Origin of the sequence: Pseudomonas ovata (assembly GCF_003131185.1) — a bacterium.
In the GTDB taxonomy this organism is placed as follows: domain Bacteria; phylum Pseudomonadota; class Gammaproteobacteria; order Pseudomonadales; family Pseudomonadaceae; genus Aquipseudomonas; species Aquipseudomonas ovata.
In genome coordinates this window covers 194,227-209,764 of record NZ_QFFU01000001.1, presented here as the reverse complement: position 1 = coordinate 209,764, position 15,538 = coordinate 194,227, and the positions used below count along the sequence as shown (strand labels likewise).

Below are 15,538 nucleotides of genomic sequence, written 5' to 3'. Positions count from 1 at the left end.
ACTGCTGCGCAGCCGGTCGCGGGCAAGACGGATGGCCGCCCCCGCGTTCCTGCGGGGGACGTCGGACTCATGCCATCACCAGTTGTAGGTGACGTCCGCTGTCAACGTGCGGTTCTGGCCGTAATAACAGTCCAGGTCGCTGCCGCAGCTGCTGACGTATTTCTTGTCCGTCAGGTTTTCCAGGTTGAGCTTGAGCGCCACACCCTTGACGTGCAGTGGGGATTTTTCCAGGTCGTAGGACAGCATCGCGTCATACACGGTGTAGGACGGAATCTGGAAGGCGTCGTCATAGTCGGAACCGTAGTTGCCACGCACATAACGCACGCCCAGTCCGGCGCCCAGCCCGGCCAGGGGGCTGGCATCGAAACGGTAGTCGACCCAGGCCGAGGCGGTCAGCGGCGGACGCGAGGCCACGGTCCGGCCTTCACGGCCGTCGTTGCTGCTGTGCCATTTGTTCTGGTTGCGCGACACGGCCGCCATCAGGCGCAGGTTCTGCGTGACATTGAGCTTGCCTTCCAGCTCTACGCCGCGTGAGCGTACGGCACCGCTCTGGGTGCTGAACATCGGGTTGGCCAGGTCGGTGGTGAGCATGTTTTCCTGGTCGATCTGGTACACCGACAGCTGGATAAACCCGTCGATGGCCTGGGGCTCGTACTTGATGCCCGCTTCGTACTGTTTGCCGCTGGTAGGCTCGAACGGGCTGCCACTGGCGTCAGTGCCGGTCTGCGGCAAGAACGATTCGGCGTAGCTGATGTACGGCGTCAGGCCATTGTCGAACTGATAACCCAGGCCGGCGCGGCCCGTGAACTGCTCATCCTTGACGTTACTGTGGGTGCCGGCCAGCGGCGCCTTGTTATCGGTCTCGGCAAAATCATAACGACCGCCCAGGTTCAGGAACCAGTTGTTCCAGCGCAGTTGTTCCTGGGCATAGAGGCCGGTCTGGCGGATGGTGTTGTCCCAGCGATAGGGCGCGGTGAAGTTGAACGCACTGCCATACACCGGGTTGTACAGGTCGATGCCTGCGCCGCTGCGGTCGTAGCGACCCAGAAACTGCGAGTTGAAGTGGTAGTAATCCAGGCCCAGCAACACGGTGTGGTCCAGCGCGCCGGTGGTGAATTTCGCCTGGGCGATGTTATCGATGCCGTAGACCTTGTTGGTCTGCGCCCAATCCACTCCGTAGCGGGTCTGGTAGCTGCGGTCGTTCAGGCCGGTGACCGGGTTGGCGGGAAAGGCATAGCCGTGCAGCGGTGCCACATAGCGGTCGTCGACGTAGGCGTAGCGGGCGTTCTGCCTGAGGGTCCAGACGTCGTTGAGTTCGAAGGCCGCTTCATAGCCGACCACGAACTGCTCGCGATCGTAGCGGTTCACCCCCGGCTCGCCGATGAACAGCGAGCGGCTGATGCGTCCGTTGGGCGTGCTGTACAGCGTGCCGTAGGCCGGCAGGCCCTGGGCTTCGGGGGTGTCGCGGTCTTTCTGGTACTGGGCGAACAGGGTGATGCGGGTGCGTTCGTTGGCAAGCCAGGTCAGGCTTGGCGCCAGCAGCAGGCGATTCTGGTCGGCATAGTCGATGGACGAGCCGCTGTCGTTGACCACGCCGTTCAGGCGATACAACCACTGGCCCTGATCGTCGAGCGGGCCGGCCACATCGAAGGCGCCGTACTTGCGGTCAAAGCTGCCACCGCCCAGCTTGATTTCATGCAGCGGTGTGGCGGTCGGGCGCTTGCTGACCATATTGACGATACCGCCGGGCTGGTTCTGGCCGTACAGCACCGAGGCCGGGCCCTTGAGCACCTCGATGCGTTCCAGGGTGTACGGGTCGATCTGCAGGGCGCCGCCGGTGCTGCCGCCGCCGTAGGGCAGGTGCAGGCCATCGAGGTACAGCGGGGTGGGCGAGAAGCCGCGCGAGGTGGGCTCGTCGAACACCTTGACCCGGTCCGAGAAACCGCCATCGGTCATGCCCGGGGTGTAGCGCAGGGCTTCGGTCACGGTCCTGGCGCCGCGCAGCGTGATTTCGTCGCGGGTGACCACGTTGATGGTCTGCGGGATTTCGCTCAGCGCGCTGTCGGTCTTGCTGCCGCTGGCGCTGCGTCTGGCCACGATGCCCTCGACCGGTCCCCACGCCGACTCAAGGGCTGTGCCGGAAACCGTCGTGGCGCCCAGGGTCAGCGCATCGCCTGCGCTTGCGTCGGCCCGCCTGGCCAGCCCATACACGCCCTCGCTCAAACGCACGGCTTCAAGCCCGGAGCCGGCCAGTAACGTGGCCAGGCCTTGTTCCACGCTGAACGGGCCGTTGAGTCCTTTCGAGGACAGGCCACGGGTCAGCTCCGGGGCGAACTGCACCGTCACCTGCGCCTGGGCGGCGAACTGCGCCAGTGCCTGCGACAGGCGGGTGGCCTGGATGCTGTAAGGATGCGTACCGCTGGCCGGCGCCGCCCAGCCGGCAGCAGGCAGGCCATTGAGCGCGGCGGCGAACACACACAGTGCCAGCAGGCGGCGCTTGCCGGGTACGAGGGGCGATGGAGGCGAGCGGTGACTCATGAAGTGTGTCCTTCGATTAGAGTTGGCAGATTCATATCAAAGGACTGATGACCCGAAAAAAGGGGCCAGTTTATTTTTGCTGCTCCGCCATCGCAGGCGCGGCCGGATGGCACTCATGGCCCGGCCGATTTCACCGTGACCCAGTAGCGCGTCCGGGCCAGGACCTGCACCGGGAGGGTGGTCGGTAGCGCCGCGAGAATGGCGTCGGTGTTGTCCAGTTGAAAGCCGCCGCTGATGTGCAATCCGCGTATCGAGGGATCGCAGCGCAACAGGCCGGGACGGTAGCGCCCCAGCTCCCGTATAAAATCCTCCAGCGGCATGTCGTCGGCGATCAACCGGCCCTTGCTCCATAGCGTGTCCTGCTCGATGGCGGTCTGCGTCGGTCCGATGCCGGTTGCATTGAAGCGGACCTGTTCGCCGGCGCTGACCACCCTGGGCACGCCTTGCTTCGGGCTGGCGCGCACCTGACCTTCGAACACCGCCAACTGCGTTTGCGCCTCACGCTGGCGTACGCTGAAACGGGTGCCCAAGGCCTGCATCCGGCCGTCCCGGCTTTCGACACTCAAGGGTCGATGCACCGGGCTGTCACGGTCGGCGCCGCTCTTGATCAGCAACTCGCCACGCAGCAAGCGGATCAAGCGCTGTTGCGCGCTGAAATGCACATCCACGGCGGTGTCGGTATTGAGGTCGAGCAGGCTGCCGTCAGCCAGTTCGATCTGCCGGCGCTCGCCCACGGCGGTGCGGTAGTCAGCGGTCCATTCGCGCCACGGCGCAGAGCGATAGCCCAGGTAGCCGGCCGGCAATACCGCGGCCAGCACCAGCAAGGTCTTGAGTGCCTGGCGTCGCTGGCGATTCAGGGTGCCCATGGCCATGGGCGGCGGCAGCAGCCCCAGTTGCTGCTGGACCCGCTGGACCCGCTGCCAGGCGCGTTCATGTTCCGGCTCGGCGCAGCGCCAGCGATCGCAGGCCTGCTGCTGGCTGGCACTGAGCGGGCCGTCGTGCATCAGCATCAGCCAGTGCGCGGCTTGCCGGGCGACGTCGCGGCTGATCGGCGCCTCCATCATTGATCCCACTCGAACAGGATGCAGGCCTCGAAGGCCTGGGCCATGTGCCGCTTGACCGTACGCTCGCCAATCTCCAGTTGGCGGGCGATCTGCGCGTAGTTCAGCCCTTCCAGCTGGGCGAGCAGAAACACCGTGCGCACGACGGGCTTGAAGGTGTCGAGCAGCGCGTCCAGCGCCGACAGGGTCTCGCGCATCTGCCACAGGTCCTGCGGCGACAGCGCCAGGGTCTCGGGCATCAGTGCGAGCATGTCCAGGTACGCCTGCTCCAGCGATTGACGGCGCAGGTGGTCATACACCAGGCGCCGGCCGACGGTCGCCAGATAGGCGCGTGGGCGTGTAAGGTTCAGGGGGTGCGCGGCTTTGCGCTGTGCTTGCAGCAGCCGCATGAAGGTGTCTTGCGCCAGGTCCGCGGCCTGGCTGCAGCAGCCCAGCCGGCGATACAGCCAGCCCTTGAGCCAACTGTTGTGCTCTGCGTACAAAAGCCCGAGATGATCGTTGCCCACGGCGCACTCTCCCTGAAGAAGCGCGCAAGATAAATGGTAATGATTCTCAAATCAATAAGGCTTGCCTTGTGCATCCCGGCAACAAACGCACCGCTGCGGTCATTGATACGGTAAAACAGGAAACTTTTGCACGTTCATTGCCTCTGACCGTGCGACGAAATGAATCAGGTGAGCCATGACAAGGGACGATGCGATTTATCAGGAGTTGGGCGAGATCTTGCTGGCCATTGTGCCCAAGCGCGCCTGTGTGGCGTATCTGGATGCCTGGGTTTCCCGCGAGGCCGACCATGCCAGGCTGCAGTTCAACTACCTGGACGAGCAGGGTGAGTTGCAGGCATTCATGTCGCCCAATGCCCGTACCGATCACGACATCCTGATGCTGCTGGCCCGGTTGCGCGAGTTCTTCGTGGTCAACGGCCTGTATGCCGGTGGCCAGCCCTGGAGCGGCTGCCAGGTCACCCTGCCACTCGACAGTGCCAGGGTCAGTGTGGATTTCACCTACGATTAACGGCCGGGGTCGTAGGCCGACAGGGCGACGTCCCACTCGATCACATGGTCCTCGACCGCCACGCGCCACTCACAGGCCGGCAACGCGTTGCGCAACTGGCTCAAACACAGGCACCAGTGCTGCACGCCGATCCAGGTGGCCTCATCGGTGTTGTCGGGCAACGTGCTTGAACCGCTCAGGACCGTGTATTTGTCGTGCACGGCGTCGTAGGTGGCATTGACATCCAGATCAAACGACGACCAGTTCAGGCCCTCGCCGCTGGCCAGATAATCCTCAATGGATCGATCCTTGCTGAAACGCCCGGCGATGGCCGTGGCTTCGGCTTGCTGATCAGGTGTCAGCGGGGTATCGCTCATGGCGGTGCAGTAGATGGCAATGGCCATGGAACCTCTTGAGCCGCACGCGGTGTCGAGCGGCCAATGGAAGGGGAAGGGCGACTACACCGAACGCTCGATCAACTGCGCCACCCGTGCCGCAATATCGTCACGGCGAAACGGCTTGGCCAGCACTTCAAATGCCTGCAACTGCGCAGGCTTGAGGTTGGCATAGCCGGTGATGATCAACACCGGCAGGTCCGGTATCGACTGGCGGACTTCGACGGCCAGTTGCGCGCCGGTCTTGTTGGCCATGAGGTGATCGGTGATCAGCAGGTCGGGGCGCAGGCCGGCTTCGATCATCTGCAGGGCATTGTGCGCCGTGGCCGTGTCGGTCACCTGGTAGCCCAGGTCGCGCAGTTGCAGGGCCGTGGCGTAGCGCGCCAGGTCTTCGTCATCGACCAGCAGAATATGCGTGGGGCAGGGCGCGACCGGTGCGCTGGCCTGCGCGTCGGTTTCACGGGCGACAGCCGCTTCGGTCACCGGCAGCCAGAGCATCACCTGCGTGCCCTGGCCATCCTGCGAGGTGATGTCGAAGCCGCCGCCCGATTGCAGCGCCAGGCCCTGCACCATCGACAGGCCCAGTCCCGTGCCCTTGCCCACGCCCTTGGTCGAATAGAACGGCTCGACGCAGTGCTTGAGGGTTTCTTCGTCCATGCCGCGGCCATTATCGGCCACCACCAGTTGCACATAGTGACCGGCGCCCAGGCCGTTGACCTGGCCGTCGCTGACGACTGCCAGGTCGGCGGTGATGCTCAGTTGCCCGCCCTCATCCATCGCATCGCGGGCGTTGACGGCCAGGTTGAGCACTGACAATTCCAGTTGGTGCGGGTCGACGAACACCGCTGGCAGTTGTTCGGGAATGTCGATCAGCACCTCGAACAATGGCCCCAGCGAACGCTCGACCAGTTCGTTCATGTTGTTGATCAGGCTGTGCAGGGCCACGGCCTGTGGCTTGAGGGTCTGGCGCCGGCCGAAGGTCAGCAGGCGACCCACCAGGATGCGTGCCCGGTCGGCCGCCTGCAACGCGCCGTCGATCAGGCGGCTGTGCTGCGGGTCAGGCGAGCGCCGGCGAATCAGCTCCAGCGAAGCCATGATCGGGGTCAGCAGATTGTTGAAATCGTGGGCCATGCCGCCGCTGAGCTGGCCGATCATTTCCAGCTTGCGCGACTCGTGCAACTGCACGATGGCCTGCTCGCGCTCGGCAAGGCTGGCGGCCACACGCTGTTCAAGGCTGTCATTGAGCTCGCGCAGTTCAAGCTCGGCCTGGATGCGCGCACTGATGTCGACGCACACGCACAGCAAGCCATTGAATTGTTGCTGGTCATCATGCAGCGGCGTGATGTGGTTCTGTACCCAGACCAGGCGGCCGTCGGGGCGGGTATAGCGCTTGGTGATTTCGAAAGGGGTGGCGTTGTCGAGGTTATGCCCGCCGGCCAGGGTATGCAGCGTGGCGTCATCAGGGTGGGTGATGGTTTCGATGGGCCGCTGGAGCAGGTCCTCACGGCGGCGGCCGACGATGGTGCAGTACTGATCATTGACCCGCACCAGGGCGCCGCTTGAGTCACAGACAGCAATGCCGGCGCCGGCCTGGTCAAACATCGCCGACAACTGCGCCGAACTGGTGCGCAAGGCTGCCTCGGCACGGGCATGATCGATCCACAGCCAGCCCAGCTTGGCGGCTTCCTCGGCCAGCAGGACCTCGTGGCTGTCGAAGCCGGTCGAGCGGTTGCGCTGCACATCAAGCACCGCCTCAAGCTGGCCGTGACGCAGCACCGGCACCAGCAGGCGTGACGCGGGTGCGAGGCTGACGCCCTGTTCAGGCGCCACCTGAAGTACGCTTTTGCCTGCAAGCAACGGCGTCAGTTGTTGCGCATCCAGTTGCAAGGGCAGGCACAGCTCAGGCGTGTCAGAAGGGGCGTGAGGCGAAAGCCGGTCATCGGCGCTGGCGCTCTCGACCAGAAAGGCCTGTGCATCGCCCAACACCTCGCACAGCCGTGTGAGCACCAGGGTCTGCATCTGCCTGGGCGCGGTGATCGAAGGCAAAAGCTTGCCCAGCTCCAGGGCAAAGGCCTGGCGCCGCTCGAACTGCACCCGCTCGGTGGTCTCGGTGACGATGCACAGCACGCCGCCCACCGAGCCGTCGGCTTCGCGCACGGCCGAGTAGGACACATCGAACCAGACGTTTTCACCGCGACCATGGCGCTCGATATAGAACGGCCGGTCCTTTGCCGAAAAGGTCTGGCCGGTCTCGCGTACCCCGCGCAGCAGCGGTTCCAGGTCGTCCCACAGTTCACGCCAGTGCTCGATGGCCGGCCGGCCGAGGGCGGCGGGGTGCTTGTTGCCGATGGTCGGCGCATACGCGTCGTTGTACAGCGCGACATACTCCGGGCCCCAGAACACCACGATCTGCGCCTGCACCGGCAAGACGGTGCTCATCAGGGTTTTCAGGCTGGCCGGCCACTGGTCGGGCATGCCCAGGGGAGAATGTGCCAAGGCACCGTTTTGCAACAGCGCACTCATTTCCCCGCCGTGGGCAAGAAAATCCCAGGTGCAGGGCGCGGCTTCGCCAGTATTCATCCTGCTGAGCAGTTCCATGACTGAGTAGGCTCGAGTGGCACAGGGTGGAATAAGTGATCTGGCGGTTAGAGCGGCAAAGGGGGATGGATGTTCCCCAAAAGGTCGATACGGCCGCGCTCGCAGCAGGTGCAAGGCGGCCGTGCGGGTTATTTTTCCGGGGTCAGGGTCAGGCGCTGTTTACCGTAGCCGCGCTCATAGTTCTGCTGTTGCAACGGCAGGGTGGTGTACTGGCCCTTGAACCAGGCCTCGATACTGTTGGCGTGGTAGGGGCTGGCCGGGTTGCCGGACTGACCGGTGGAAACCTGCGCCTGCAGTGGCTCGGCCTGACTGAAGTCGACCAGCATGCGCAGGCTGGCGACCGGTCGTGTGTCAAAGTCCTGGCCCCAGGCCACTGGCGTGGCGTTGAGCGTGGTGTTGTCGCCACCGATCGGCACCGCCGCCCCACGCGCAAAGTTGCCGTCGTCGCCCAGATAACGCGCCAACGGGGCGCGTGAGGGCGTCCAGTCCAGACGATGCAGGTTGCCCCATTGCCATGCCTTGCGGTCCTGGCCCAACCGGCTTTCGCCGGCAGTGATCGTGGCCGCCAGGCTGCGCGCCAGGATGGCTGGCTTGTCTTCCTGCTGCGGGGTGCGGGTGTCGTTCCAGAACGGGCTGTCCTCGCGGCCCAGCAGGTGATCGACCTGCGGCGACCAGGCCGAGCGGGCCTGGGTCACCAGTGCCTGCCAGGCCGGGCTGTCGGTCGGGCCCAGTTCATCGGCAAAGATCTGCTGCGCACTCTGCTGCAGGAACAGCTCGAACAGCGCCGCATCGGCCGAGGTGGCGCTCAGCTTGCCGTCGAAGGCCATCAGCCGGCTGTAGGCCTCGCGGGCCTTGGCGCGGTCGGTCTCGGGCAGGGCATCGATGGCCTGCTTGAGCGGCTTGATCATGCCGGGCGCCTCGAACATCTGCTTGAGTTTTGCCGCCAGGGGCGTGGTCTGGTCGTTTTGCAGGGCAATGCTGCTGCGGCTGTCATGCTTGCCGTTGCCGGCCACTTCGGCCAGGCGTTCGGCGCGTTCCGGGTAGCCCCAGGTGTTGGACAGCTGCATGCCATAGCCCTTGGGGATCACGCGGTTATTGGCGGTGCCCAGCCAGCCCTGGCGCGGGTCCTGGTCGTAGGGGTGCAGCATGGCGTCGGCAAAGCCGTCCCAGTCGTAACGGCTGTCCCAGCCCGGTGACGGCACCAGGCCCTGGCCATCGCGGCGGTTCGGGTAACGACCGGTCACCTGCCAGGCAATATTGGAGGCGGTGGCAAACACCATGTTCAGGCCGATGGCGCGGATCTCGCGGGTGCTGTCGAAGCCTTTGTCGACTGTGCCGGCCCGCGACAGATCGAAGAACGCGTCCAGGCTCTTGTCGTCCTTGAAGTCCGGCATCTGCAGCGCCAGGCCCAGCGCATTGGCCGACTGGCCGGCGTCGAGCAAGGTGCCGTGGCGGGTGGCATAGACGGTCTCGCGCACCGGCTGGCCGCCCTTGACCAGGAAGGTTTCCTGATGACTGGCCGCTGGCAGCCACTTGCCGTCGGCCTGGTACATCAGGCGATTGTTGTCGCGGCCGAGCTTTTCCAGAAACAGGTCCTGGTTGTCGCCCTTGAGGTTGCCCATGCTCCAGGCCAGCTTGCCGTTGAAACCGCTGAGAAACAGCGGCATGCCGGCCAGGGTCACGCCGGACACCTGGTACTTGGGTGCGCGAATCTGCACCAGGCTCCAGGCCGAGGCGGGGCCGGCCGGCACCTGCATCTCGCCGGCCAGCAGGCTGACGCCGCTGCGGGTGCGTGGCGGCGCCAGCGCCCAGTTACTTGAAGCGGCAGCGCCCAGCAGGTTGAAGTCCGCCAGTTGCATCGCCACCTTGTTCAGGTCGTTGAGCGCCGATGCTTGCCCGGCCAGGCTCAGGCCCTTGAGCTTTTCGGCCTCGGCCACCGGCAAGGCCTCGTCGGGGTAGGTCGGCAGCAGCCAGGCGAGCCGGTCGGCGCCGACTTTCTGGTTGAGGGCCAGGGCGGCCAGTTCCTGTTGCAGGTTGACCGACAGATTGAAGCTCAGCAGGCTGAAGATCAGCGCCGAATCCTCAGGCTGCCAGTACTCCAGGCGCATGCCGGCACTGGCCAGGTCGCCCGGCAGCTTGTCGCGGTAGCGGAACAGATAGGCGTTGACGCCGCGGGCATAGACTTCGAAGAACCGCTGCAGGCGCGGCGACGAGGCCTTGTACAGCTCACTGGCACTGCGCTTGAGGTTGGCCGCGCGCATCAGCCGGTCGACCGGCAACGCCTCGGCACCCGCCACCTCGGCCAGTCGCCCCTGGGCCAGCAAACGCATATGCAGCATCTGCCCGATGCGGTCGCCGGCATGCACGTAGCCCAGGGTAAACAGCGCGTCATGGAACGAGCTGCTTTCAATCAGTGCCATGCCCTGCGGGTTACGCCTTACCGAGACGTTCTGTGCCAGCCCCTTGACCGCAAAGGTGCCAGCGTCAGGCAACAGGGTCGAGGCATCGCCACCGCCCAACTGGCAGCCGGCAAGGCCCAGAAAAGTGGTGGCCAGGGCGGCGGTACCAAAACGGGAAAAGGCATGAAACGAGGCGGGCGAGGCCATGGCGAAACTCCGGCGACGAGGCAACTGCAAAGGTCGCTACGTTAGAGAGCAGGCTGGCGACGCGCAAGCGCGCAGGCGAGGTTTATTGCGGAATATTTCCCAAGGCATTACCCACGCATGAAAACGGCCTGCAAGGCAGGCCGTTGACGTGAAGCGAGGCGTTGTATCAGGCGCCGTGGCACTTCTTGAACTTCTTGTCGCTGCCGCACGGGCACGGGTCGTTGCGACCGACATCCTTCAGGGTGTTGCGCACCGGCTCCTGAGGGGCGTGGTTGCAGTGCGGACCATGGACATGACCGTGATCATGGGCGTGATGGTCATGATCATGGTCGTGGTTGCAGTCAGGGCCATGGACATGGGGCTGGTTCATCTGGGGTACTCCGTCATTGAATCGGCGGGTAGTATCTCGCCATTGAAGCCAATACGCACGCTGTCCCTGAACAGCAGGCCGGTCTTGAGCTTGCCTTCGAGCCGGTAGGGGATCGGCCGGTCGCGGTGCTTGAGGCGCTGGGCAATGGGCTTGGCGTAGCGCCACAGGTTGGTGCGCACCGGCACCACCAGCACTTCATGGCTGTTGCCGGCGACAAAAAACCAGTCGCTGACCTTGTCGTCGATCAGCGGCATGCCGTCGAGCTCCACCGTGTAGCGCAGGCTGCGCACCAGCAGGCGAGTGTCATTGGGGTTGTCGATCTCGAAATACAGGCGCAGGTCCTGTTGCAGCAGGCGAATCTTGACCGCCTCGACCTTGAGCAGGCGCACATGCGGCGGCTGATAGGCCGATGCGCCCCACCAGCTGGAGCACCCGCTGAGCCCGCACAGCAAAAAGACGATCATCAGGGTTCTGTGCATGGGGTGTTGAGTGGTCATGGTGCGCTCCGTTCACGACATCGGTGGCAAGGGGATGGACCGTCCAGCCCCTCGGCTTGTCGCTGCGATTGACGCTGCGCCATACTCGGGCCACATGGTGAAGAGTGCCCATAATGCCCTTTTACGAGATCGTCTTCAGCGGTCAGGTGCTCGAAGGCGCCCAGCCCGATAATGTCAAAGCCAACCTGGCCCGGTTGTTCCAGGCCGATGCCCAGCGCATGACCCTGCTGTTTTCCGGGCGCCGGCTGGTGCTCAAGAACAATCTTGATGCCCAGGCGGCGGAAAAATACCGTTCCACCCTGGCGCGTGCCGGTGCTTTGGTCGAGATGCTCGAGATGCCGCCACACATAGAAGAAGTGGAGCTGGCGCCGCCGCCGGACGCACCCACGTGGCTGAAAAAGGCCAGGCCGGCCGACGGACGGTTGCAAGTGGTGCCGCGCGACAACTATATGGCCGCGTTCGCTGCCGTCGATGCCCCGGACCTGTCGCTGGCCGAGGTCGGCAGCCCGATGCAGGACCCCAGGCCTGCGCCCCAGGCGCCACGGCTGGACCTGACCGGCCTGAGCCTGGCACCGGCCGGCAGTGACATGGGCCAGGCGAAGAGGCCACCGGCCGGTCCGCCGCCGGACACTTCGCATCTCAAGTTGCGCTGAAAACAACAGGCCAGAAAATATTGCACCGGCCCTGTCACTTTTCGCTTTTCATCCGGCTAGGGGACATCGACCTGTATTCCCGACCGGAGTTGCTCCATGTCCCGCTCTCTCGACACCGTATTACGGCCCGGCCTGCTGGCCGTCGCCATTGCCCTTGGTACGCCGTTGGCCAGCCCCGCCCTGATGGCGGCCAGCCAGGCAAGCGGTGTCAGCGCCTATGACCTGCCGGCCGGTGCCCTGGCCGGCACCCTGAACCAGATTGCCAGCCAGGGCGGCCTGGCCCTGAGCCTGGACCCTGCGCTGGTGGCCGGCAAGCGCAGTGCGCAAGTGCGTGGCCAGTACGATGCGCCGTCTGCCTTGCGCGAGGCGTTGCGCGGCACCGGCCTGCAACTGGTGCAGAGCGGCGCCGGGACCTACACGCTGATGGCGATCGAAAGCGGCGCGATCAACCTTTCGGATGTGAACATCAATGCCAGCGCCACGGCCCGTGAAGGCAGCGAGGCGGCGGGCTATCGCAGCGAGAATGTCAGCAACGTCGGCGCGCTGGGCAGCATGAAGCTGCAGGACACACCGTATTCGATGAGCGTCATGCCCCAGGCCATGCTCAAGAACATCCAGGCCACCTCGCTGGACGATGTGATCAAGCACAACCCGTTCACCCAGATGTACTCGCCCACCAGCGCAGGCTACGCCAGTGCCGTGAACATGCGCGGCTTCAGCAGCGCCGGCAGCCTGAATATCGCCAATGACGGCCTGCGCTTCACCAATGGCGCCGACGGCAACAATTACCTCGAAGAGCAGGAGCAGGTGGAAATCATCACCGGCTTGAGCGGCTTCCTGTATGGCCCGGCCTCACCGGGCGGGCTGGTCAACTACGTGCTCAAGCGCCCGACCTACGAGCGCTACAACAGCGTGACCCTGGGCAATGCCGGTGGCGACAACTATTACCTGCACGGTGATTTCGGCGGCCCGATCGACCCTGAGGGCCGGTTTGCCTACCGCGTCAACGTCCTGACCCAGGACGGCGAGACCGCCATCGACATGAACAAGCGCCGCCGCGAAATGCTTTCGGTGGCGCTGGACTGGAACGTCACCGACGACCTGCTGCTGCAGTTCGATGCCTCGCACAAGAAAACCGAACAGCGTGGCCTGAGCAGCTACTGGTATTTCGGCAATGAAGCGTTTCGCCCCAGCGCTGCGTCATTGAAGAACGACGAGCTGTACAGCCAGAAATGGTCGTACTCCGACTTCGAAAGCGACAAGGCCGGTGTGCGCGGCACCTGGCGCCTGGACGACACCTTCACCTTGCGCGGCGCGTTCTATGCCACGCAATACACCAGCAAGAACGCCTACACCGGCCCGACCGTCTACAGTGCCGGCCGCTATTCGCAGCCGTTGTACGCCTTCGCGCCCATCGACACCGAAGAGAAGACCGGCTACCTGTTTCTGGATGCGGCCTTTGATACCGGGTTTATCGGTCACAAGCTGACCGCCGGTTACCAGGGCAATACTTCGCGCCAGCGCCAGTACGAAGACCACATTCCGTACCCGGGCCCGCAATACGTCTCGCCAGTCGGTGAAATCCCGCTGAGCGAGCGGCCGCAGGTCGGCAAGCCGTCCTACTCCATCGGCCATGGTGACCAGCGCCTGGCCAATGTCACCGAGACCAACAACTTTTTGATCGGCGATGTCATCACCTTCAACGAGCAATGGTCGACCATCCTTGGCGTGACCCATACCCGGATCAAGACCTACGCCAACGAGTTCGTCTACGCCCGGGCCTTCGGCAGCCCCGAGACCGAGACGCGCTATGACCAGAGCGAGACCTCGCCCAGCCTCTCGCTGATCTACAAGCCAGTGCCCTGGCTGACCACCTACGTGACCTACATCGAAGGCCTGCAGTCCGGCGGCGTGGCGCCCAGCGGCACGGCCAATGCCGGCCAGACCTTTGCCCCGCAAGTCAGCGAACAGTATGAAATCGGCGCCAAGGCCACGTTCGGTGAAACCCTGCTGACCCTGGCGCTGTTCAATATCGAGAAGCCCAACGGCTACACCACCGGCGGTAACGTCTATGTGGTCGATGGTCGCCAGGAGAACAACGGCCTGGAATTCAGCGTGACCGGCAAGGTGCTGCCTGAGCTGACCGTGGTGGGCGGTTTTACCTTGCTCGATCCGCAGGTGAAGAAAACCGGCGTGGCCGCCAACGACGGCAATGTGCCGACCAATGTCGCCAAGCAACTGGCCAAGGTGTATGCCGAATACGACCTCAATCCGGTGCCGGGCCTGGCCCTGACCGGTGGCGCGTTCTACACCGGCAAGCAGTACACCGATCTGGCCAATGACTATGACCTGCCGGCCTTCACCACCTTCGACGCCGGCGCCCGCTACCGGATGAACATTTCACAGAACGACCTGACCTTGCGCATGAATGTCAGCAACCTGACCAATAAGGAGTACTGGCTCAACAGCAGTTACCTGGGCGACCCACGCACCGTGACGTTCTCGGCCCAACTGGAGTTTTGATCGCCGGCTGACAGGGGCAGCGGTCGCGAACGCGAATGCTGAGACTCTTTCGCGACCGTTGGTCGCTCCTACGGGATAGGTGGCGTGCGCAGGGTCTGGGCGCGGCACAACCATTGGAGCGATCAGCAGTCGCGAATGCTGACGAACCGGCGGCGCAGGTCTGTCAGACATACCCCGCGCAGCACTTCTTGAACTTCTGTTCGCTGCCGCACGGGCAGGTATCGTTGCGCCCGGCCTTGAACGCGACCGTGGGGTCGATGAAGTACCAGCGCCCCTGGCTCTGCACGAAGGCCGAGCGTTCGCGGTGGCTGTGTTCGCCGCTTTCGTCATGCCAGCGGGCGGTGAAGGTCACGAAGGCATGCTCGGGCTTGCCGCCCAGCACCTCGGTGTCTTCCACCTCCAGCCCCAGCCAGGTGCTCTGCGCGCTCCACCGGGCAATCGCCTCGCGGTCCAGGCCTGGTTGCTGCGCCGGCAGTGTGGTAGCCAGCAGGTAATCCACCCGCCCCAGCACATAGGCGCTGTAGCGCGAGCGCATCAGTTTTTCGGCGCAGGGCGCCGGCAGGCCGCCGTGGTAACGGTCGCAGCAGGCCAGCAACAGGTCCCCGCTGCCGCAGGGGCAACTTGTACTACTCATCGATCACCACCAGTATTTGCCAAAGTTTTCCGGGTTGGCCCAGAACTTCGCGTTCAGCCAGTCAGGCACCTGCTTGTATTCGCGCAAGTCGTAGGTGAACAGCGTCAGGACCTGTTCGTCACGGGCAAAGCGTTCGCTGGCCTGCAGGGCCAGGGAGAAGAAATCGGTTTCCTGCCAGCCGCAGGCCACCAGGTCGGCCAGCACCGCGATGCGGCTGGCATTGAGGTTGCGGATGCCGCCCAGCAACTGCAAGCCTTCACGGCGCGGAATGTGTTCCAGGCAATCGACCACTATTGCCAGGTCGAAGCGTTGTGCGGCCAGTTCGGCCGGCAGCGGGCCTGGCGCACTTACCGCCACTTCCGTCTCGGGGTGCGCTTCGCGAAACGCCTGCAGGGCCGGAAACTCATGGGCACCGATCAGCAACAGACGCTGCGGGGCGTAGCGGTCGAGCAGGGCGGCCAGCGCCTGCTGGGGCGTGCGGGTAGAAAAACCGGCGGTCATCAAAAATCCTCGTGAAAGCCTGCAAGACAGCCTGGCAATGAAAGAAACACGCCTGCGCAGTCTACTGGATCAGGTTGGCGTTCGACACGCACGCGTCTATTTCAGGCCTTGGCTTAAAAGCTTGGCCGTCGCCCGGATTCAAGGCCAAAACTGCATCTGCAAGCAGATC

Annotated in this window: 13 protein-coding genes; 3 read left to right on the top strand and 10 right to left on the bottom strand. The window is 64.2% G+C overall.

The features are described 5' to 3' along the window. Nucleotides 1–75: 75 nt before the first annotated feature. From DGA31_RS00935 to DGA31_RS00925, 3 genes are all read right to left on the bottom strand, one after another. Nucleotides 76–2,538 (bottom strand): TonB-dependent siderophore receptor, encoded by a 2,463-nt coding sequence (locus DGA31_RS00935; RefSeq protein WP_109511253.1) that lies wholly within the window; start codon nucleotides 2,536–2,538, stop codon nucleotides 76–78. 113 nt (nucleotides 2,539–2,651) lie between these two features. Then, nucleotides 2,652–3,602, bottom strand: coding sequence for a FecR domain-containing protein (locus DGA31_RS00930; protein ID WP_109511252.1), 951 nt, complete (start codon nucleotides 3,600–3,602; stop codon nucleotides 2,652–2,654). Next, nucleotides 3,599–4,105, bottom strand: coding sequence for a sigma-70 family RNA polymerase sigma factor (locus DGA31_RS00925; RefSeq protein WP_109511251.1), 507 nt, complete (start codon nucleotides 4,103–4,105; stop codon nucleotides 3,599–3,601). Before DGA31_RS00925 ends, DGA31_RS00930 begins: the two co-directional genes overlap by 4 nt. Before the next feature lie 175 nt (nucleotides 4,106–4,280). Between DGA31_RS00925 and DGA31_RS00920 the strand changes: the two genes are divergently transcribed. After that, nucleotides 4,281–4,613, top strand: a complete 333-nt coding sequence (locus DGA31_RS00920; protein WP_109511250.1) for an antitoxin YezG family protein — start codon at nucleotides 4,281–4,283, stop codon at nucleotides 4,611–4,613. Here the strand turns inward: DGA31_RS00920 and DGA31_RS00915 are convergent. From DGA31_RS00915 to DGA31_RS00895, 5 genes are all read right to left on the bottom strand, one after another. Further along, entirely contained in the window at nucleotides 4,610–4,996 is a 387-nt protein-coding gene (locus DGA31_RS00915) for a hypothetical protein (RefSeq protein WP_193551481.1), read from the bottom strand. The genes DGA31_RS00920 and DGA31_RS00915 overlap by 4 nt on opposite strands. A gap of 54 nt (nucleotides 4,997–5,050) precedes the next feature. After that, complete coding sequence (locus DGA31_RS00910; RefSeq protein WP_241509502.1) at nucleotides 5,051–7,567, bottom strand: PAS domain S-box protein; 2,517 nt, start codon at nucleotides 7,565–7,567, stop codon at nucleotides 5,051–5,053. A 146-nt stretch (nucleotides 7,568–7,713) separates the two neighbouring features. After that, nucleotides 7,714–10,191: a penicillin acylase family protein gene (locus DGA31_RS00905; protein WP_109511248.1), complete on the bottom strand. Its 2,478-nt coding sequence runs from the start codon at nucleotides 10,189–10,191 to the stop codon at nucleotides 7,714–7,716. 166 nt (nucleotides 10,192–10,357) lie between these two features. Beyond that, nucleotides 10,358–10,561, bottom strand: a complete 204-nt coding sequence (locus DGA31_RS00900) for an SEC-C metal-binding domain-containing protein (protein WP_056834744.1) — start codon at nucleotides 10,559–10,561, stop codon at nucleotides 10,358–10,360. After that, entirely contained in the window at nucleotides 10,558–11,058 is a 501-nt protein-coding gene (locus DGA31_RS00895; RefSeq protein WP_056834745.1) for an LEA/WHy family protein, read from the bottom strand. The genes DGA31_RS00900 and DGA31_RS00895 overlap by 4 nt, the downstream gene beginning before the upstream one ends. A gap of 113 nt (nucleotides 11,059–11,171) precedes the next feature. Between DGA31_RS00895 and DGA31_RS00890 the strand changes: the two genes are divergently transcribed. Together DGA31_RS00890 and DGA31_RS00885 are read left to right on the top strand one after the other, a co-directional pair. After that, complete coding sequence (locus tag DGA31_RS00890) at nucleotides 11,172–11,711, top strand: hypothetical protein (protein WP_109511247.1); 540 nt, start codon at nucleotides 11,172–11,174, stop codon at nucleotides 11,709–11,711. 96 nt (nucleotides 11,712–11,807) lie between these two features. After that, nucleotides 11,808–14,234 (top strand): TonB-dependent receptor, encoded by a 2,427-nt coding sequence (locus DGA31_RS00885; RefSeq protein WP_109511246.1) that lies wholly within the window; start codon nucleotides 11,808–11,810, stop codon nucleotides 14,232–14,234. 163 nt (nucleotides 14,235–14,397) lie between these two features. Here the strand turns inward: DGA31_RS00885 and DGA31_RS00880 are convergent, their stop codons facing one another. Continuing rightward, nucleotides 14,398–14,868, bottom strand: coding sequence for a YchJ family protein (locus DGA31_RS00880; protein ID WP_109511245.1), 471 nt, complete (start codon nucleotides 14,866–14,868; stop codon nucleotides 14,398–14,400). A gap of 3 nt (nucleotides 14,869–14,871) precedes the next feature. After that, on the bottom strand, nucleotides 14,872–15,369 hold the full coding sequence (locus DGA31_RS00875; protein ID WP_056834753.1) for a DUF6231 family protein: 498 nt from the start codon (nucleotides 15,367–15,369) through the stop codon (nucleotides 14,872–14,874). Nucleotides 15,370–15,538: the final 169 nt, after the last annotated feature.